This is a genomic window from Haliea alexandrii (genome assembly GCF_003719295.1).
Classification (GTDB): Bacteria; Pseudomonadota; Gammaproteobacteria; order Pseudomonadales; family Halieaceae; genus Haliea; species Haliea alexandrii.
Genome location: NZ_RFLW01000004.1, coordinates 92772 through 113247, shown reverse-complemented (window position 1 = coordinate 113247; position 20476 = coordinate 92772). Strand labels below are relative to the sequence as shown.

Genomic DNA, 20476 nt, shown 5'->3' with positions numbered 1-20476 from the left:
CGTTTCAGGAGTTAAAGCCGCATGACCGAAGACAAGGACCCGATCGAAACACGGGAATGGATGGACGCGCTCGACGCGGTGAGTCGCTACAGCGGGCCAGAGCGCGCTGCTGAGCTACTCATTGAGCTTGCCAAGCATGCCACTGAAACCGGTGTACGCTTGCCCACGGCGATCACCACGCCGTTTCGCAATACCATCGCCCCCCGCGACGAGAAGCTGATGCCGGGGGACCTGTTCATGGAGCGCCGCATTCGTTCGCTGGTGCGCTGGAATGCCCTGGCGATGGTGATGCGGGCGAACGACAATGACGAAGGCCTGGGCGGCCACATCTCATCATTCTCTTCCAGCGCCACGCTGTACGATGTGGGCTTCAACTACTTCTTCCGCGGCAACGAGAGCGGGCACCCCGGTGATCTGGTGTTCTACCAGGGGCACAGTGCGCCGGGCATGTATGCGCGCTCCTACCTGGAAGGGCGGCTCACCGAGGAGCAACTGGACAACTTCCGGCGTGAGGTGGATGGCAATGGCCTGTCCTCCTATCCGCACCCCTGGCTGATGCCGGATTACTGGCAATTCCCTACGGTGTCCATGGGTCTTGGCCCTATCCAGGCCATTTATCAGGCCCACGTCATGAAATACCAGCAGAGCCGGGGCCTGCTCGATCATGGCGACCGCAACGTCTGGTGTTTTCTTGGCGACGGCGAATGCGATGAGCCTGAGTCGCTCGGCGCCATATCCATGGCGGGGCGCGAACGCCTGGGCAATCTCATCTTCGTCGTCAACTGCAACCTGCAGCGTCTGGATGGTCCGGTGCGCGGCAACGGCAAGATCATCCAGGAGCTCGAGGGGGTATTCCGCGGCGCCGATTGGGATGTCCTCAAGGTCATCTGGGGCCGCAAGTGGGACCCCTTGCTCGAAAACGACGATAGCGGCCTGCTGCAGCAGCGCATGGACGAAGTCTGCGACGGCGAGTTGCAGAACTACAAATACAACGGCGGCGCCTATACCCGTGAGCATTTCTTTGGCAAGTATCCGGAAACCCTGAAGCTGGTAGAGGACCTGTCGGACGACGACATCATGTACCTCAACCGCGGCGGCCACGACCCTTACAAGCTCTACGCGGCGTATGCCCACGCGGTGGCACAGAGCGAACGCCCCACAGTTATCCTGGCCATGACCGTGAAGGGCTATGGTACGGGCGAATCCGGCGAGGCCAACAACGAAACGCACTCGCTGAAGAAGCTCGATCTGGATAGCCTGAAAGCCTTCCGCGACCGGTTTGGCATCCCTATTTCCGATGCCGAGCTGAAGGACGTGCCGTATTACCGGCCCGCGCCCGACAGCCCGGAAATGCGTTACATGAAGCAACGGCGTGAAGAGCTGGGCGGGTTGATCCCGGCGCGGCGCAAAGAACTCGACCTGCTGCAAACGCCCGAGCTTTCGGTGTTTGACAATCAACTCAAAGGCAGTGGCAAGCGCGAAATATCCACGACGATGGCGTTTGTCCGGCTGCTTTCCACACTGGCCAAGGACAAGCATATCGGTGATCGGGTGGTGCCCATCGTGCCGGATGAAGCGCGCACCTTCGGCATGGAAGGCATGTTCCGGCAGCTGGGCATTTATTCCTCGGTCGGCCAGCGTTACACGCCGCAGGATGCCGGGCAGATCATGTTCTACAAGGAGGACCAGAAAGGGCAGATCCTCGAGGAAGGCATCAACGAAGCGGGTGCGTTCTCCGCCTGGATTGCGGCGGCCACGTCTTACAGCACCAGTGGCTACCCGATGGTACCTTTCTACATTTTTTATTCCATGTTCGGTTTCCAGCGCATTGGTGACCTGGCCTGGGCCGCCGGCGACAGCCAGGCCCGTGGTTTCCTGATCGGCGCCACCGCGGGGCGCACTACGCTCAACGGCGAAGGCTTGCAACACCAGGACGGCCACAGTCACCTGCTGGCCAGCACCATTCCGAATTGTGTGAGCTATGACCCCGCCTATGCCTACGAGCTGGCCATCATCATTCAGGATGGTTTGCGCCGTATGTATCAGGAGGGGGAGAACAAGTTTTACTACATCACCACCATGAACGAGAACTACCAGCAACCTGAAATGCCGCAGGGGGTAGAGGAAGGGATCGTGCGCGGCCTGTATTCCCTGCGCCGTTCCACGCGCAAGAAGGGCCCGCGGGTGCAGCTCATGGGCGCCGGCACCATCCTGCGTGAAGTGGAAGCCGCGGCGGTGATGCTGGAGCAGGATTATGGCGTGGCTGCTGACATCTGGAGCCTGACCAGCATCAATGAACTGCAGCGCGAAGGCAAACGTGTGGCGCGCTGGAACCTGCTGCACCCGGAAGATGAGCCGCGCGTGCCCTATCTTACCGAGCAGCTGGAGGGCCACGATGGCCCTGTTGTGGTCGCAACGGATTATATGAAGGCACATGCAGAACAGCTGCGGCAGTTTATCCCAAGGCGTTATTCGGTATTGGGTACTGACGGTTATGGCCGCAGCGATACGCGCGAGCGCCTGCGCCGTTTCTTTGAAGTAAGTCGGGAGTTTGTGGTGCTTGCCGCCCTCAGGGCACTGGTAGATGAGGGCGCGTTGAAGCCCGCCGTTGTGGTCGAGGCCATGCAGGCCCTGGGTATATCCCCAGACAAAATCGACCCCACCACCCTTTAACGGCACAGGAAACGAGGCGCATGGCTAAGCAACAGATAACAGTGCCGGACATCGGCGGAGCGGAAGGGGCGGAAGTGATCGAGCTGCTGGTCGCTCCCGGGGATGAGATCGAGTTGGAGCAGGGGCTGCTGGTGCTCGAGTCCGACAAGGCATCCATGGAGATTCCGGCAACACTCGCCGGCAAGATCTTGCAGGTGCTGGTGAACGTGGGTGACGAGTTGTCCGAGGGGCACCCGATAGTGGTTGTGGAAACGGCTGACGGCGCGGTCGGTGATGGCGATGCAGGGGGCGATAAAGAAGATGTTGCGCCCGCCGAACCCACCGCAAAGCCTGCGAAAGAGTCCGCCGCGGAAGCGTCCACTGCAGAAGACGAACAGACGGACGCGGCAGACGGGTCATCCGCGGAAACGCAATCCACAGAGAATGCCGAAGCTCGGGAAATCACCGTGTCAGTGCCGGATATCGGCACCGACGAGGCGGTCGACGTCATTGAGCTCAGTGTGAAACCCGGCGATGAAGTCGCGGAAGGTGATTCGCTGGTCGTGCTGGAGTCGGACAAGGCGTCAATGGAAGTGCCTTCGCCGCAAGCCGGCAAAGTCGTGCGCATGCTGGTGAAGGAAGGCGCTGCGGTACGCGAAGGCGACCCGCTGGTGTTGCTGGAAAGTACAGTCGAAGCCGCAGCGGACGAGCCCGCTGCCGGAGCAGAAGCCGCGGCGGAGAAACCGCAGGCAAGCAAAACTGAGCCCACTGCACAACGCGAGCCGGCGCCACAGGCGCGCGCGGAGGCCGCCGCTGGCAAAGCCGAGCCAGCGCCCGCCGCTGCGACCAGTGATGACAGCCTGGTGTACGCAGGCCCGGCAGTGCGCAAGCTGGCGCGCGAACTTGGCGTTGACCTGGCAAAAGTGGCGGGCTCTGGCCCGCGCGAGCGCGTCCTGAAAGAAGATGTGCAGGGCTTCGTCCAGCGTGCCTTGAGCGGCAAGGCGCCAGCGGCTGCCACAGGCAGCGGTATACCGGCCGTACCGGAAGTGGACTTCAGCGCCTTTGGCGACGTTGAAACAGTACCCCGCACCAAGCTCGACAAACTCACCGCAGCCAACATGCAGCGCAGCTGGCTCAATGTGCCCCACGTCACCCAGTTTGATGACGCTGACATCACTGAGCTCGAAACCTTCCGCAAGAGCATGAAGGCGGAGGCGGAGCAGCGCGGTACCCGGCTGACACCCATGCCGTTCCTGCTCAAGGCATGTGCTCATGCCCTGCGCGACAACCCGAAGTTCAATGCCTCAGTCACCGCGGACGGTGAGAACCTGGTGTACAAGCAGTACGTGCACATCGGTATGGCGGTGGATACGCCGGTGGGTCTGATGGTGCCGGTGATTCGCGATGTTGACCGCAAGTCGCTGTGGGAACTCGCTGACGAAGTGGTGGAACTGGCCGAGAAGGCGCGTGAGCGCAAGCTCAAGCCGGCCGAAATGCAGGGCGGTTGTTTTACCATTTCCAGTCTCGGCAATATCGGTGGCAATGGTTTCTCGCCCATCGTGAACACGCCGGAAGTGGGCATTCTCGGGGTTTCCCGCGCCGCCGTGAAACCGGTGTGGGACGGGGAGGCATTTCAGCCGCGAACGTTGCTGCCGCTGTCGCTTTCCTACGACCACAGGGTGATCAATGGCGGCGACGCAGGGCGTTTCTGCACGCAACTCGTTACCCTGCTGGGGGATATCCGCCGGCTTCTGTTCTGAGCCCGGTGGGAAAATTGGCACGGACCCTGCTTAGATCCTCAATGACAGGGATACCGATGCAAGGGGAGACGGAGTGTTGGCAGGCAACACGGGGGAAACGGGCGCGCAGGGCTGGCGCACCGCTTTCCTCAACAGCGAAAGCCTCCCCGCCGCGTACCTCGATCAGGCGCAGCGCTGGTTTGATCCGGTAGCCGAAACGATTCTCTCTTTGCACCGTAGTGGTGCAGGCGCAACACTGCTGGTGGGTATTAATGGTGCGCAGGGGGCGGGCAAGAGTACCCTGGTGGCGTATCTTTGCGACTGGTTGGTGCATGAGGCCGGGCTGTCCGCACTGTCGATGTCGCTGGACGATTTCTATCTGACCCGTACCGAACGTGGCGAGCTCGCGGCAGCCGTGCACCCGCTTTTTGCCACCCGCGGCGTACCCGGTACACACGATATCGCCCTGCTGCAGGCTACCCTGAAGGCACTGAGGACGGCTGGCGAGGTGGCGGTGCCCCGGTTCGACAAGGCGGTGGATGACCGGCAGGCGGCGGCCGCGTGGCCCCGGGTGGCGGCGCCGCTGGATATTATCCTGCTGGAAGGCTGGTGCCTGGGCGCTGTTCCGGAGCCCCCCGGCGCTCTGTCTCGCCCCTGCAACCCGCTCGAACAGCAGGAGGACAACCACGGTGTGTGGCGGGAATACGTTAACCGTCAGCTCGCCGGTCCCTATGCGGCGCTGCATGCCCAGTGTGACCTCTGGTTGATGCTGCGGGCGCCTTCCTTCGCCGAAGTGCTGCGCTGGCGCACGGAGCAGGAGCAGCGCCTGCGGGCTCGCACACACGGCGGCCCGGCCGCCGGTAATGCCCTGATGGATGACGTTGCGTTGGCGCGGTTTGTCCAGCACTACGAGCGACTCACCCGGCATTGTCTCGCCACGCTACCGGCGCATATGGATGTGGTGTGGAATCTGGGCAGTGACCGCGCCATCGAGTCCTGGGCCGGACCACGGGTGCCGGTATGAGCGCGCAGCTGCTGGTATTTTCCGATCTCGATGGCTCCTTGCTGGACCACTTCAGTTATGGCTGGGCTGCGGCCGCCGATGCCCTGCAGCGTTTGCAGAGCGCTGGCATTCCCCTGATCTTGGCCAGCAGCAAGACTCGGGCCGAGATGGCGCCGCTTCAACAGGCGCTGGGGGTGGCGCATTACCCGATGATTGTGGAAAACGGCGCTGCCGTGGTGGTGCCCGCCGGGACGTTTAGCGCGCCCCTGGAGAATGCCGTGCCTTGTAGTGCGGGGCAGGAAGTGCGTTTTGCGCCGCCACGCTCGCGGTGGCTGGCCACGCTGGCCGCACTGAAAATGGATTTCCCGGGCGAATTCGCAGGGTTCGACGATCTGGGTGTGGATGGAATCCAGGCGGCGACCGGGCTGGATGCCGCCGGTGCAGCACTGGCGGCCTGCCGCGAATTCAGTGAGCCTGTGCAGTGGCTGGGTGCCCGGGCGCGGCGCGATGCGTTCGTGGCCGCGCTGCAAGCGGCTGGCGCTCGCGTGCAGCAGGGTGGGCGGTTCCTGACCGTGGCGGGCCAATGCGACAAGGGGCTGGCGCTGCGCTATCTGCGCGCAGCCTACCAGCGCGAGGCGCCGGGTCAGACGGTACACGACCTTGCCATCGGTGACAGTGGCAACGATGTACCGATGCTGGAAGTTGCCGAGAGTGCCTTGCTGGTGCGCTCCCCGACACATGATTTTCCGTCGCTGGCACGCCGTTCTGGATTGCGGCGCAGTGCCGCTCTGGGCCCGGCAGGCTGGTCTGAGGGTGTGCTCGCCTGGCTGCGGGATTACCAAATCACTGAAGGAGACTGATCGTCATGGGCGATTTCTACCAGAACGGCATCATCACAACACTGCACAATCTGGCACACCGCTCGGTGGAGGAGCTGGAGGCCGAGCTGCTGGTATTCTCACGCACACGTCCGCTCGGGCTTATCCTGCCTTCACTGTATTCAGAGCTGGAGGGGGCGGCGTTGCCGCATATCGTCAAGGAGCTCGCGCAGGTGCCTTACCTTGCGGAGATTGTCATTGGACTGGACCAGGCGGACGAAGCGCAGTATCGCAGTGCCCTGGGTTTTTTCTCCACGCTGCCCCAGCGTCATCGGGTGTTGTGGAACGACGGGCCGCGGTTGCGCGCTCTCGATGCAGAACTCGAGGCGAGGGATCTGGCGCCCCGCGAAGCGGGCAAAGGGCGCAACGTGTGGTATTGCATGGGCTACACCCTGGCCTCTGGTCGCGCGGAATCGGTGGCATTGCATGACTGCGACATCCTTACCTACGAGCGTAGTTTGCTGGCCCGTCTCATATATCCGGTGTCAAACCCCCAGTTCAACTACGAGTTCTGCAAGGGCTACTACGCACGCGTCGCCGGTGGCAAGATCAACGGGCGGGTAAGTCGCCTGCTGGTGACGCCGCTGCTGCGCGCGCTGAAGAAGACCGTGGGCGACATGGAGTACCTGGACTACATGGACAGCTTCCGCTACCCCTTGGCGGGTGAATTCTCGTTCCGCCGCGATGTGCTCACGGACATCCGCATTCCCAGCGACTGGGGTCTGGAAATTGGTGTGCTCTCCGAGGTGTATCGCAACTATGCCAACAACCGGCTGTGTCAGGTGGATATCGCGGATGTGTACGACCACAAGCATCAAGAGATGTCGCGCGATGACGCCACCCGCGGTCTCTCACGTATGTCGATCGACATCGCCAAAGCCTTGTTTCGCAAGCTCGCCACACGTGGGGTTACTTTCAACAGCGAGACATTTCGCTCGCTCAAGGCGACCTACTACCGTATTGCCCTGGATTTTGTGGAAACCTATCACAACGATGCAGTGATGAACGGCCTGAAGCTCGATATTCACGGGGAGGAAATGGCGGTAGAGCTGTTCGCGGAAAATATCATGAAAGCCGGAGAGGCATTTCTGGAGTACCCGATGGAGCGTCCATTCATACCGGGGTGGAACCGGGTTATCAGCGCCGTCCCCGATATCCTCGACCGTTTGCAGGAGGCGGTGGACGCCGATATGCAGGATTATGGCGGAACAATAGCGTGACGTCATCGACCCAAAGCGACAGGGAATGGCTGGAGGCGCGCGTAGAGCAGCACCTCGAGGTCATCTACGCCGACACCGAGGCCTGTGCGCAAGTGGCAGGATTGGCGTTGCAGCTGCTGCAGGCCATGCGTCTGGAGGGCGAGGTCGTGAGCCCGGCACCTGCCAGGAATGTGTGGACTGAACGTGATGCTCTGCTGATCACCTATGGCGATAGCCTGCTGGCACCGGATGAGAAGCCACTGCACACGCTGAAACGGTTTCTCGACGCACACGCCAACGGCGTGATCAGCGGTGTACATATCCTGCCGTTCTACCCCTGGACCTCAGACGACGGCTTCGCTGTACTGGACTACTCGAGTGTCAACGAAGCACTGGGGGACTGGGACGATATCGGCGCGATTGCGTCCGCCTATGACCTGATGGCCGACCTGGTGATCAACCACTGTTCCAGCCGCAGTCCCTGGTTTGAAAACTTCCTGCGCGATGAGTCGCCGGGGCGCGACTATTTCTTCACCGCGGACCCGGCGGAGGACCTTTCCGCCGTGGTGAGGCCGCGCACGTCGCCGCTACTGCGCGCCGTAGAGACAGCGCGCGGGCCCCGGTATGTCTGGTGTACCTTCAGCCATGACCAGGTTGACCTCGATTTTCGCAACCCCGAGGTGCTGTTGCAGTTCGTGCGCATTGTGCGGCTGTATCTGGATCAGGGGGTGCGCATTTTCCGCCTGGATGCCATTGCCTTCCTGTGGAAAATCCCGGGAACCACCTGTCTGAACCTGGAGCAGACCCACGAAGTCGTGCGCCTGTTGCGGACGCTGATAGAGCACGCCCGCCCGGATGCCATACTGATCACGGAAACCAATATTCCGAACCTGGAGAACCTCTCCTATTTCGGTAATGCCAACGAGGCGCACTGTGTCTACAATTTTTCCCTGCCGCCCCTGTTGATCAATACATTGCTGACCGGGGATTGCACCTATCTCCGGCAGTGGCTGATGGCGATGCCCCCTGCTCGCAGTGGCACGACGTTTTTCAATTTCGTTGCCTCGCACGATGGCATAGGCCTGCGGCCGGCGGAGGGGTTGCTCAGCGATGAGGAGCTGGCGGCATTGCTCAAGACGCTGCAGGGCTTCGGCGGACAGGTGTCTTGGCGTGCCCTGGAAGGCGGTGAACAGCACCCCTACGAAGTGAATATCGCGTTGTTTGATGCCCTGCAGGGCACAGTGCGTGGGGTAGACACAATGGGGTTTGCCCGCTTCGTGTGCGCCCACGCCATCATGTTCGCGCTGGAGGGTATTCCCGGTGTGTACATTCACAGCCTGCTGGGCACGCGCAATGACTATCAGCGGATGGAAAACACCGGCCACAACCGGGCCATCAATCGCCACCAGTGGCAATGGGCGCAGCTGGAGTCAGAGCTGGGCAACGCCGCCAGCCCGCACCGACAGGTGATGCTGGCATTGGAGGCTCTATTGCGCTTGCGTGGTGAGCAGCCCGCGTTTCATCCCAATGCGGCGCAGTTCACCTTGCAACTCGGCACTGCCTTCTTCGGTTTCTCACGCCAGAGCCGGGAGCCCGAGCAACAGATATTCTGCGTCAGCAATATCACCGATGAACCGCATCCGCTGAACCTCCTCGACCTGAACCTGGTCGAGGAAGCAGATTGGGAAGACCTGATCAGCGGACAACCCTGCCCCGACCTCGATCAGTTACTGCAGCTGGAACCTTATCAGACCGTCTGGATCAGCCGGCGCGGGGCGGTCACTCCCCGCTCACCAGGCTGACTGCAAACAGGGCAGTCGTGCCGCTCACCTCGTTACCGACAATCAACAGCGCCTCGCCATTCGGGCTTTGCTCGGCCGGCACGAAACGAATGGATTCGGGGCCCAGGTCACCCACCGCAGAGAAGTTGCCGCCATCGACCAGGCTGTCTATGTCTTGGCTGAAGTCTCGCGTGTTGATGTATTGCACAAACTCCGCGCTCTCCGGGTTGCTGATGTCGTAGACCATGATGCCACCCACACGCTCGAGTCCGACAAACGCATAGAACTTGCCGTCGATGCGGGCGATCTCCAAGGCTTCTGGCTCCGGGCCTTTGTCGTCGGAGCGATCATCACTGGCATTGTCGTCGTTGCTGGCGTTGAAACCCTCAGTCAGGCGCTGCGCGGTGATAAGTTCGAAGTCGGCACCGCTGTCGAATACCCGTGCGCCGTTGCGGCTGTCCCAGATGCTGAAGGAGCGCGCGCCGAAGCTGTAGAGTTGCTCATACACGCAGCCTGCGGTGGGCTGTCCGCTCGCCTCCAGGCTGCCGGTGGGACAGTCACGTACGCCGAGGTTGGTAATAACCTTGATACGACCGAGGTTGGCGTTGTCGGTCAGTGTGTCGAGGTCCGGTGCAAAGCGCTCCAGGTTTGCCAGTTCGATGGTCGCGCCGGTATCCAGAATGTCGCCGACGCGTATCTCGTCGAGATAGTGAAAGCAGTCGCCGTCATCGTAGTCGAAACCGCCCTGTGCGCTGCACTCGGCCTCGCTGGCCGCGTCGGTCAGATATTCACGGCCATCCCCCTCGTTGGCACTGACCACATACGTGGTGCCATTGACCGTATAGCTCTTCAGGCTGTCCGGCATGTAGGTTCCGCGCAGTGGCCACGCGCGGATGTTGGTGCCACCGTCCCGGTTGCTGGCGTCGAGGCCATTGCCGGTCAGGCCATGATCCTTGTAGCCCAGGCCGATGACTGCGCTGATTTCGCCTGCTGCCACGTCGACCACCGCCAGTGCATTGTTTTCCTGCAGGGCGACCCAGGCCGTGCTGCCGTCCGCTGATACGGTGATGAATTCCGGTTCGATATCCTGTGCAATGCTCGCGCTCTTGGCGGAAATGCGTACATCGGCCCCCAATGTCTTGCTGCCACCGGTATTGAAGTCGGTGAAGCGCAGCGTACGGCTCACGGGATTGCCAGCCCCGCCAGTGAGATCGATCAGCGTGATGCTGCCTTCAGGGTCGACACTGTAGTCTCCATTGGGCTCGCCTTCGTTGGCGACCAGCAGCGTGTTGCCGTCCGGGGTGAACGCCAGCATGTCGGGGAGCGCGCCGGCTTCGGTGGCGGAAAGGAATGTGCCGTCTGTCTGGTACAGGGCGACGTAGCCGTTGTCCTGTTTGGTGTCGGCTTCAACGGCCACGGCCAGCAGATTTCCGGCAACCGCGACACTATTGGCAGCGCCCAGCGCTTCCGCGCCAGCCAGCGCGGGCACGGCGCTGGCGATATCGGCCGCCACGTTCAGCGTGCCTGCCAGCACGGGCATATCGGGTGCGCTGATGTCGAGGATGTCCACCCTGCCGGATTGCGCGTTAACCACGAAGGCCTGGCGTGTTGCCGGGTCATAATCGACAATTTCCGCGGCGCTCTCATCGAACTCTCCGGTTTCGTAGCGGCCCAGAAAATTCAGTGCGATGCGGCTGTTGGTGGCGTTTTCCCCCGGCGCTCCCTGCTCCCCCGGGCTCCCGTCAGCGCCATCGAGTCCGTCGCGGCCATCGTCGCCATCGCAGCCGGCCAGCAGGGCAGGCAACGTCAGGCAAGTGGCCAGTAGCCAGGGGTTGAGTCGACGCATGGGGTTCTCCGTTTGGTTCGCCAGTGAAGTATCACTGCATGGTGCGAGGACTTTGTGACGCGGTGATGGCACTGAGGTAACAGTTCGGTGACCGGTCTGTGACAGGCGAACGCGTCTTTGAGGTGGTGAGGCCTGTGATACACTCGCGGCTGCGTCCGCAGGGGCGCATTCGACTGAACAGAATCAGGGAAACAACCGATCATGATCATAAAGCCCCGCGTGCGCGGTTTCCTCTGCACCACGACTCACCCGGCAGGCTGCGCCACCAACGTCCGCAACCAGATTGACTATGTGCAGCAACAAGGCCCGCTGGCCAATGGCCCCAAGCGTGTTCTGGTGATTGGTGCCTCGACCGGTTATGGACTGGCCTCCCGCATCACCGCTGCATTTGGTGCCGGTGCCGCAACGCTGGGCATTTTCTTTGAGAAAGAGGGCACCGAGAGTAAACCGGGTACCGCCGGCTGGTACAACAGCGCTGCGTTTCATGCCGCCGCTGAGGCCGAGGGCCTGTACGCGAAGAGCATCAACGGTGATGCCTTCAGTGATGAGGTCAAGCAGAAGGCCATTGCCACCATCCGTGAGGATATGGGTCAGGTTGATCTGGTCGTCTACAGCCTGGCTTCCCCGCGCCGGCAGCACCCGGTCACCGGGGTGGTGCACAACTCCACCCTGAAGCCCATCGGCAAGCCCACCGTGCAGAAGGGCGTGAACACCGACAAGCAAGAGGTGCAGGACTTCCACCTTGAACCTGCGACGCAGGAGGAAATCGACAACACCGTGGCGGTGATGGGCGGGGAAGACTGGCAGATGTGGATGGAGGCGCTGGACGCCGCGGGCGTGCTCGCGGCCGGCGCAAAGACCACCGCTTACACCTACATCGGCGAGAAGATGACCTGGGACATTTACTGGCACGGCACCATTGGCGCGGCGAAACAGGATTTGGATCGACGCGTGGAAGGCATTCGTGAGCGTCTCTCCGCTCACGGCGGGGATGCGCGCGTCTCCGTGTTAAAAGCCGTGGTGACCCAGGCCAGCGCGGCTATTCCGGCAATGCCAATATACCTGGCCATTCTGTTCAAGGTGATGAAAGCACGGGGTATACACGAGGGCTGTATCGAGCAGGTCGATGGCCTGTTCCGCAACGCGCTCTACAATCCCTCACCTGCGCTGGATGACATGGGTCGCCTGCGTGCCGATGGCAAGGAGCTCGACCCCGCCGTGCAGTCGGAAGTCGCCGCACTCTGGCAGCAGATCGATACCGACAATCTGCACGAGCTGTCGGACTTCCAGGGGTATCGGCGCGAGTTTTTGCAGTTGTTTGGTTTCGAGGTGGACGGGGTGGATTACGACGCAGACGTGAACCCGCTCGTCCCCATCCGGAATATGGTGTAGGCGATGTTCGAACACGGAGTGCCTTTTCGCCTCAATGATCGCGTGCGCCGTCTGGTGGCGCCGAATCCGGGCATGATGACCGGCCCCGGCACCAACACCTATCTGCTCGGCAGCGAGCAGGTGGCGGTGGTGGACCCCGGCCCGGCCATTCCAGAACATATCGAGGCGATTGTCGCGGCGGGTGAGGGCCGCATACGCTGGATCATCTGCACGCACACCCATCCCGATCACTCACCTGCCTGGCAGGCGGTAGCCGCTGCCACCGGCGCCGAGGTGATTGGCGCGCTACCGGCGGACGACCGCTTTCAGGACGATACTTTCGCGCCCACAACACTGCTTGACCACAACTGGGTGCTGCAAGCCCCCGAGTTTACTCTGCGAGCGCTGCATACGCCGGGGCATGTCAGCAATCACTACTGCTTCCTGCTGGAAGACGACGGCATGCTGTTTGCCGGTGACCACATCATGAACGGCTCTACTGTGGTGATCGTGCCTCCCGGTGGCGACATGAAGGCGTATATCGAGTCGCTGCGACTGTTGCTGGACTACCCACTGCAAAGCATTGCCCCGGGCCACGGTGAGCTCATTCACACCCCTGTGCAGGAAGTTGCTGGCCTGGTGGAGCATCGCCTGGCGCGGGAGCGCAAAGTCATTGCAGGCCTGTCCGCACTCGGCGAGGGCGATCTCGATGCGCTGGTCAAAGTGGTGTACGACGATGTTGACGCTGCCCGTCATGAGTGGGCGAAGCTCTCCCTGTCGGCTCACCTGATCAAACTGGCTTCGGAAGGACGTGCGCGCAGCGATGCTCCGGCGGAACGCTGGACCTGGCTGGGCTGAACCTTCGGGCTTAGACCTTGGTCGAGTTGCGCCGCCCCGTTAACGCAGTATTATCGGGTGCAAAGTCACCGGCGGAAGCAATAACATGTCCAATTTTCCCCTGCATAAAATTCCCGACAATTTCCGCGATGCGCACATTACGCCCGAGCGTTATCGCCAGATGTACCAGCGCTCGGTGGAAGACCCGGCGGGTTTCTGGGGCGAGCAGGCCACCGAGTTCCTGCAGTGGGACCAGCCCTGGCAGACGGTAGTCGATTACGACTTTCACGAAGGGCGCGCCAGCTGGTTCACCGGCGGGCGCCTGAACGTGAGCGTCAATTGCATTGACCGTCACCTGGCCACCCGCGCCGATCAGACAGCCCTGCTCTGGGAGGGCGATGACCCGACGCAAAGCCAGCACATCACCTATCGTGAACTGCACGAGCAGGTCTGCAAGTTAGCCAATGTACTGCGCGCACGCGGCGTCGGCAAAGGCGACCGGGTGTGCATCTACATGCCCATGGTGCCCGAGGCGGCCTATGCCATGCTGGCCTGTACGCGAATTGGCGCTGTCCACTCGGTGGTGTTTGGTGGTTTTTCACCGACCGCCATTGTCGACCGTATACAGGATGCCGACTGCCAGACGGTCATCACCGCCGACGAGGGCCGTCGGGGCGGCAAGACGATCGCTCTGAAAAGCAATGTGGATGCCGCTCTGGAGTCCTGTCCCAACGTGCACACCTGCATCGTCGCGCGGGTCACCGGCGCGGACATAGCGTGGCAGGAGGGCAGGGACGTCTGTTACGTTGATGCCACTGCGGCGGCGGCAAGTGCCTGCGAACCGGAGAGCATGGACGCGGAGGACCCGCTGTTCATCCTGTATACATCGGGCTCAACCGGCAAGCCCAAAGGGGTGTTGCACACCACCGGCGGTTACCTGCTGCAGGCGGCAATGACCTTCAAATACACCTTCGACTACCGCGAAGGCGAGGTGTTCTGGTGCACTGCGGACGTTGGCTGGGTCACCGGTCACACCTATATTCTCTACGGCCCGTTGGCCAATGGCGCCACCACCCTGATGTTTGAAGGTGTGCCCACCTGGCCCGATTCGGGGCGGTGTTGGGAGGTGATCGACAAACACCAGGTCAATACCTTCTACACGGCACCGACCGCGATCCGCTCCCTGCATGCCCATGGCGATGCGCCGGTGAAACGCAGTTCCCGGGCGAGCCTCCGGCTGCTGGGCTCGGTGGGTGAGCCGATCAACCCGGAAGCGTGGGAGTGGTATTACCGCGTGGTGGGTGACTCCCGCTGCCCCATCGTCGATACCTGGTGGCAAACGGAAACCGGCGCGCAGATGATTACGCCCCTGCCCGGCGCCACGGACCTGAAGCCCGGCTCTGCGAGCATGCCGTTTTTCGGCGTGCAGCTTGCGCTACTCAACGAGGACGGCAGCGAAATTGAAGGCGCCGGCGCCGGGTACCTGGTCATCAAGGCATCCTGGCCGAGCCAGATCCGCACGATCTACGGCGATCACCAGCGCATGGTGGACACCTACTTCAGCAACTATCCCGGTTACTACTTCACCGGTGATGGCGCCACGCGGGATGCGGACGGCTACTACTGGATTACCGGTCGCGTGGACGATGTGCTCAATGTGTCTGGCCACCGCATGGGAACCGCCGAGGTGGAGAGCGCACTGGTCCTGCATGAGGATATCGCGGAGGCGGCTGTGGTTGGCTACCCGCACGATATCAAGGGGCAGGGCATTTACTGCTTTGTTACACCCATGGACGGCGTTGAACCCAGTGAGACGCTGCGCAAGGAACTGGTGCAATTGTGTGCCAGTGAAATCGGGGCGATTGCCAAGCCCGATGTCATCCAGTGGGCGCCAGGTTTGCCCAAGACGCGCTCCGGCAAGATCATGCGGCGTATTCTGCGCAAGATTGCCGAAAACGAAGTGGCCAATCTCGGTGATACCAGCACCCTGGCCGATCCCTCGGTGGTTGATCACCTGGTGGCGAATCGCGCGCACCCGGTCAGCTGACGGGGGCTGCTAGCGCAGGTCGCGCAGGCGCACGTCCGTGTGTTTACCGCGGTGTGCAATCTGTGCCAGGAGCAGCTCGCCGGTGGCGATGGCGTCCAGCAGTGCGTTGTGTGCCGCATGTGCGGGCAAACCGTAGCGTTCTCGACAGCTGGCTAGCGTGAGTGCGCCGGGTGCGCAGGCCTGGCCCCGGCGCTCACGCTGTCGCTGTTCCAGGCGCAACGTGTCGAGGGTGGGCAGCAGCAGGGGCGCGCCATACAGCTGCTCACAACACCGGTTGAGGAAGGCGATATCCAGTACGGCGTGGTGAAACACCAGCACCTTACCGGCCGCTTCCTGCAGGAATGCCGTCATCACCTCCGCTGCGGGCAGCCCCTGCGCCAGCTCCCGGTCGTGGATATGATGAATAGTGGCACTTTGTCCAACTGCCTGCGCGCCGCTAATCAGGTAGTGCCGGGCGCTGCCCAGCTGGATGGCGCCCTCCTCAATGGTGACCCAGCCGAGGCTGAGCAGGGCACCTGTGGCCGGGTCCAGAGAGGACATCTCTCCGTCGCAGACCAGAAAAGGCACCTCGGCGCAGATGGCGCCCCCTCTGGGTAAAGCGTGACTCCAGCAGGCTGCCAGCGGTGTTCCAGCCGCGCGCCTTTTGCAGCGCGCGCGGCGCAGAGCCAGCCACATCAATTCATCCCTGCTCGATAGGTCTGGCGCACGGCGGCCTGCGACTCGTCGATCAGGGTGAACGCATCGCGCAATTGCTCCCGCGCCAGCGTAGGCAGTCCGTGGGGCTTGAGGAAATTGTCCGGTGGCTCGCCTGCCAGAATCTGCTGGCACTGATGTTGCAAACGCTGCTGTTGCACGCAGTGCAGGGCGTCGGCCAGGTTGCGACCGTCACCCATAGTCAGTTTCTTCTCACGCGTCAGCGCCTGCAGGCGCTCTTCCGTGTTGACCGCCGCTATCCCATTCGCCAGTGCGTGCAAGCGCACGATCTCTGTGATCGGTAGCACCCCGCGTTTTTTCAGGTCCACAGCATCGCGGTGCTCACCGTTGCGCTCGACCACGAAGCGTCTGAACATGCCGAGCGGTGGGCGGCTTTCCAGCGCGTTGGCGGCGAGTGCTGCGAGGAAGATCGAATTGCGCGAGGCCTCCTGCAACATCACCCGCTGCAGCTGTGCGCACAAACGTTCGTCGCCGTAGATCGCGCGCAGGTCAAAGAAGATGCTCACTCGCATCACTGCCGCAGGAGACGGCGTTGCGGTCCAATTGCGCACAGTGTCCTGCCAGCGCTGCAGCGGTTGCCGCCAGCTGTCCGTGGTGGCCATGACCCCGCCCCGGCAGTACGGATAACCACAGAGCTGCAGGCCATCACAGACCCGCTGTGCAAGGCTTGAAAACCAGCCCGCGTCAGCATCGCGCGCCTCGTCTGAGAGGATCATGCCGTTGTCCTGATCGGCCCCGAACAGCTGCTCGGCGCGCGCCTGCGAGCCGAAGCCCACCCAGCACCAGGCCGCAGGTGCAGGCCCCAGCTCGGTTTCCGCCAGCTGTATGAGGCGCACGGTGACGGCATCCGAGATGGCCGTCAGTACCCGGCTTACCTGATGTGCATGCATGCCGGACTGGCTCCACTGCACCACCAGTCCGGGCATGCCCTCCAGCAAGGTCTTTATGCCCTCGGGGCTGTCCTGCCGCGAAATATGCTGTACCAGATACACGGGATCATTCTGGCGCGCGAGAATCAGATCGGAGGTGGTGAGCATGCCGCAGAGCTCCCCAGCCTCGGTGACTGGCAGGTGGTGGTAGCCGCGGCGGGTCATGAGCAGGGTGGCGTCGAACAGGCTGCAGTCTGCCTCAATGGCTTCGGGGTTGGTCGTCATGATGTTGGCGATGGCGGTGTCGGCAGGAAGCGCCGCGGTAAGCGCGCGGGCGCGTAGATCGCGATCGGTGATGATGCCCTCTAGCTGTGTGCCCCTGAGCACCAGAGCGGAGGACACGCGCCGTTGTGTCATGGCCTCGGCGACAGCCTGCAGGGTGTCGCTGCTGCGCACCGTGAGCAAGTTCGTACTCATGGTGTCGCGGATACTTTGCAGCAGGGCGTTGGCCGCCGGTTGATAGCGCGCTGCCCGTCGCAGCCGGCGGTTGCGCTGGCTGCTGAAATGGCGGTCGATGTTGCGGTGTGCCTGTCGCAGTGCCTGATAGGCGGTGTCGGGCAGGAAGTAGATCAGTGCATCCTCAATGACCCGGGCTTGCACCTGGCCGCGTTCGGCATTGAGTCCGTCGATATGAAAGCTCTCGCCCTCGCCCAGGCGATCGAGCAGCGTGTTTTCCGCATCGCGCAGGTCCACGGCGCCGCTGCGAAGGATGCGCAAGCCACAGGGTTCCGAGCCGGCGGTAAAGCACTCGCCTCGGGTGTGGTAGCTGATTGCCAGCGTCGGCAGCAGGCGGGCCAGTTCGCTGGATGCCAGAGTGTCGAAAGGTAGCGTTGTGGCGAGGAAGTCAGCCACGGGGGTGAGCTCAACGGGTGGCTGCGGCACTGCTGGCGTGTTATCCGCGTCCACCATGTTCAGGGCTGCAGGCTGCGGTAGCGCTGCAGGAAGTCGGACCCGGTGTCAGCATAGTAGCGGCTGCCGCCCGCAGCGGCGACCAGCTGTAAACGGGCACCCTCTGCCGGCAGCACCGGAAGTGTCAGCACCCACTGCTGCGGACTGCCGTCGCTGCTGTGCATGGGCTGCGGAGCGCCCCCTTCGATTGCCATGACTGCACCTTCGAGCGCATGTGAGGCCAGCAGGCGCAGCTGCCAACCGGACGCCAGCGCCTGCACGTCGATTTCCAGCTCAAGGTCGCCGTTGGCGAGTTCGCAACGGCCGCTGTCGTAGCGGCAGTTGCTCTTGGCCAGCAAGGGGTAGTCGCTCCCCGCCTCGGCCTGCTGTGGCTGCTCGCCCACCAGCTGGCCAACGGCAAACCACGCGCCGATGGAGAGCAGCGGTGCCACCAGAAGTGCGATGATGACATGACGGTTACTGAACATCAGTTTGCTTCCCTGTGCGTCAGTGGTCCTGGGCGGCGCTGGCGCCTGCCGGAACCCGGATGTGTTCCACCAGCTCCTGCACCGACGCCGGCGGTGCGCTTGTCACCCGGCTCACCAGCATGGCCACGGCGAAGTTCACCACGGCGCCCACGGCGCCAAAGGCGTTTGGCTCAATGCCGAGGAACCAGTTGGCCGGCATATCGCCGAGAAATGCCGTTGAAGCTATAAACATAATACCCTTGTGCTGGAACACGTAGAACAGGGTGACGCCAATCCCCGCGACCATGCCCGCAATCGCGCCCTCCTTGGTGGTGCGCTTGGAAAAGATACCCATCATCAAGGCGGGGAAGATGGAGGACGCTGCCAGGCCGAAGGCGAGTGCTACCGTGCCGGCCGCGAACCCCGGCGGATTGAAGCCGAGATAACCGGCTCCCACGATGGCCGCCGCCATGGCGACCCGGCTCGCGCGCAGTTCGGCGCGTTCGGAAATGCCCGGAGCGATCATGCCCTTGAGCAAGTCGTGGGAGATAGCTGAGGCAATGGCCAACAGCAGGCCCGCAGCGGTGGATAGTGCCGCCGCCAGTCCGCCCGCCGCGACCAGGGCGATTACCCAGTTGGGTAGCTGTGCGATTTCAGGGTTGGCCAGTACCATGATGTCGTTGTCCACGGTCACCATCTCATTGGTCGTTGTATCGGCACTGTATTGGATACGGCCGTCGCCGTTCTTGTCCTCGAATGCCAGCAGTCCCGTGGTTTCCCAGTTGCGGAACCAGTCCGGCCGCTTGTCGTACTCGAGGTATTCGCCGGGCGTGGGTTCGATGGTTTGCATGAGGTTCAGGCGTGCCATGCCGGCCACCGCGGGTGCCGTGGTGTAGAGAATGGCAATGAAGAGCAGTGCCCAGCCGGCGGAGCTGCGCGCATCGCGCACCTTGGGTACGGTGAAAAAACGGATGATGACGTGGGGCAGCCCCGCGGTGCCGATCATCAGCGAGGCCGTGTAGGCAAACATATTGAGACCGCTCAGGCGGTATTCGGTGGTGTATTGATTGAAACCCAGCTCCATGACCATCTGGTCCAGCTTGTCCAGCAGGTAGGTGTCCGTGCCGGTCAGTGTGCTGCCCAGTCCCAGCTGCGGGAACGGGTTGCCGGTCAGATTCAAACTGATGAATATCGCCGGAATGGTATAGGCCATGATCAGCACGCAATATTGCGCAATCTGGGTATAGGTGATGCCTTTCATGCCACCGAGTACCGCGTAGAAAAACACGATGCACATACCCACCAGCAAACCGGTACCGTAGTCGACTTCCAGGAAGCGCGAGAAGGCAACGCCGATGCCTTTCATTTGCCCGATGACGTAGGTTACCGAGCAGATAATCAGGCAGACCACGGCGACCGCGCGAGCGGCCTTGGAGTAAAAGCGGTCGCCGATGAACTCCGGTACGGTGAATTTGCCGTACTTGCGCAGGTAGGGGGCGAGGAACATGGCCAGGATAACGAAGCCACCCGTCCAGCCCATCAGGAATACCGAGCCACCGTAGCCCATGAAGGCAATCATGCCGGCCATGGAGATAAATGAGGCCGCGGACATCCAGTCCGCGGCGGTCGCCATGCCGTTCGCAACAGGGTGCACGCCGCCGCCGGCAACGTAAAAGTCCTTGGTGGAGCCGGCGCGAGACCAGATGGCAATGCCGATGTACAGCGCGAAGCTGGCGCCGACCACGAGATAAGTCAATGTTTGCAGTTCCATGAGGCGGCCCCTAGTCTTCTTCTACGTTGAATTCGCGGTCGAGCTTGGCCATCTGCCGTGTGTAGTAGAAAATCAACACCACAAACACGTAGATGGAACCCTGCTGCGCGAACCAGAAACCGAGTTTGTAGCCACCGATCTGTATCTGGTTGAGCACATCGACAAGCAGAATGCCGCAGCCGAAACTGACCACGAACCAGACCACCAGCAGTTTGAACATCAGGGCAAGATTGCGGCGCCAATAGGCCAGCGCCTGGGCCTCGGTTAAACGTGACATGGGGACTCTCCGTTACTGTTGTTATCGTCGCAGTCAGCCCGACTATAGCACCAGGGCTCTCTGCATCGCTGTTGGAC

Annotated in this window: 15 protein-coding genes; 9 read left to right on the top strand and 6 right to left on the bottom strand. The window is 62.1% G+C overall.

From position 1 onward, the window contains the following. Positions 1-21 precede the first annotated feature (21 nt). The 6 genes from aceE to EGJ68_RS15300 all read left to right on the top strand — a co-directional run bounded on the left by aceE (position 22) and on the right by EGJ68_RS15300 (position 9273). A complete protein-coding gene (aceE, locus tag EGJ68_RS15325) occupies positions 22-2673 on the top strand; it encodes a pyruvate dehydrogenase (acetyl-transferring), homodimeric type (protein ID WP_123035440.1) in 2652 nt (883 codons plus the stop codon). 20 nt (positions 2674-2693) lie between these two features. Further along, a complete protein-coding gene (gene aceF / locus EGJ68_RS15320; RefSeq protein WP_123035439.1) occupies positions 2694-4412 on the top strand; it encodes a dihydrolipoyllysine-residue acetyltransferase in 1719 nt (572 codons plus the stop codon). Between the two features lie 73 nt (positions 4413-4485). Continuing rightward, the gene (locus EGJ68_RS15315) at positions 4486-5415 is read left to right on the top strand and encodes a hypothetical protein (protein ID WP_233248856.1); all 930 of its coding nucleotides are present in this window, start codon (positions 4486-4488) and stop codon (positions 5413-5415) included. Next, positions 5412-6254: an HAD-IIB family hydrolase gene (locus EGJ68_RS15310; protein WP_123035438.1), complete on the top strand. Its 843-nt coding sequence runs from the start codon at positions 5412-5414 to the stop codon at positions 6252-6254. Before EGJ68_RS15315 ends, EGJ68_RS15310 begins: the two co-directional genes overlap by 4 nt. A 5-nt stretch (positions 6255-6259) precedes the next feature. After that, positions 6260-7492, top strand: a complete 1233-nt coding sequence (locus tag EGJ68_RS15305; protein ID WP_123035437.1) for a glycosyltransferase family protein — start codon at positions 6260-6262, stop codon at positions 7490-7492. Next, positions 7489-9273 carry an alpha-amylase family glycosyl hydrolase gene (locus EGJ68_RS15300; protein WP_199228071.1) on the top strand — a complete coding sequence of 595 codons (1785 nt, stop codon included), beginning with the start codon at positions 7489-7491 and terminating at the stop codon, positions 9271-9273. Before EGJ68_RS15305 ends, EGJ68_RS15300 begins: the two co-directional genes overlap by 4 nt. On the opposite strand, the gene EGJ68_RS15295 is transcribed toward EGJ68_RS15300, so the two are convergent. Then, positions 9251-11098 carry a choice-of-anchor I family protein gene (locus EGJ68_RS15295; protein ID WP_123035436.1) on the bottom strand — a complete coding sequence of 616 codons (1848 nt, stop codon included), beginning with the start codon at positions 11096-11098 and terminating at the stop codon, positions 9251-9253. The genes EGJ68_RS15300 and EGJ68_RS15295 overlap by 23 nt on opposite strands. Before the next feature lie 201 nt (positions 11099-11299). Here EGJ68_RS15295 and fabV point away from each other — a divergent pair, with 201 nt between their 5' ends. From fabV to acs, 3 genes are all read left to right on the top strand, one after another. Then, positions 11300-12490 carry an enoyl-ACP reductase FabV gene (gene fabV, locus EGJ68_RS15290; protein WP_123035435.1) on the top strand — a complete coding sequence of 397 codons (1191 nt, stop codon included), beginning with the start codon at positions 11300-11302 and terminating at the stop codon, positions 12488-12490. Positions 12491-12493: 3 nt separating this feature from the next. Then, complete coding sequence (locus EGJ68_RS15285) at positions 12494-13327, top strand: MBL fold metallo-hydrolase (RefSeq protein ID WP_233248855.1); 834 nt, start codon at positions 12494-12496, stop codon at positions 13325-13327. An 85-nt stretch (positions 13328-13412) separates the two neighbouring features. After that, positions 13413-15353, top strand: coding sequence for an acetate--CoA ligase (gene acs / locus EGJ68_RS15280; protein WP_123035434.1), 1941 nt, complete (start codon positions 13413-13415; stop codon positions 15351-15353). A 9-nt stretch (positions 15354-15362) separates the two neighbouring features. Here acs and EGJ68_RS15275 read toward each other — a convergent pair whose 3' ends face one another. From EGJ68_RS15275 to EGJ68_RS15255, 5 genes are read right to left on the bottom strand one after another with little or no spacing between them, the layout of a single operon-like run. Next, entirely contained in the window at positions 15363-16028 is a 666-nt protein-coding gene (locus EGJ68_RS15275) for a 3'-5' exonuclease (RefSeq protein ID WP_199228070.1), read from the bottom strand. Then, positions 16028-17905 (bottom strand): DUF294 nucleotidyltransferase-like domain-containing protein, encoded by a 1878-nt coding sequence (locus EGJ68_RS15270; RefSeq protein ID WP_123035433.1) that lies wholly within the window; start codon positions 17903-17905, stop codon positions 16028-16030. Before EGJ68_RS15270 ends, EGJ68_RS15275 begins: the two co-directional genes overlap by 1 nt. Positions 17906-17907: 2 nt before the next feature. Continuing rightward, a complete protein-coding gene (locus EGJ68_RS15265; RefSeq protein WP_123035432.1) occupies positions 17908-18372 on the bottom strand; it encodes a hypothetical protein in 465 nt (154 codons plus the stop codon). 19 nt (positions 18373-18391) lie between these two features. After that, complete coding sequence (locus tag EGJ68_RS15260; RefSeq protein WP_123035431.1) at positions 18392-20122, bottom strand: sodium:solute symporter family protein; 1731 nt, start codon at positions 20120-20122, stop codon at positions 18392-18394. Positions 20123-20132: 10 nt separating this feature from the next. Then, a complete protein-coding gene (locus EGJ68_RS15255) occupies positions 20133-20399 on the bottom strand; it encodes a DUF4212 domain-containing protein (RefSeq protein ID WP_123035430.1) in 267 nt (88 codons plus the stop codon). Positions 20400-20476 lie beyond the last annotated feature (77 nt).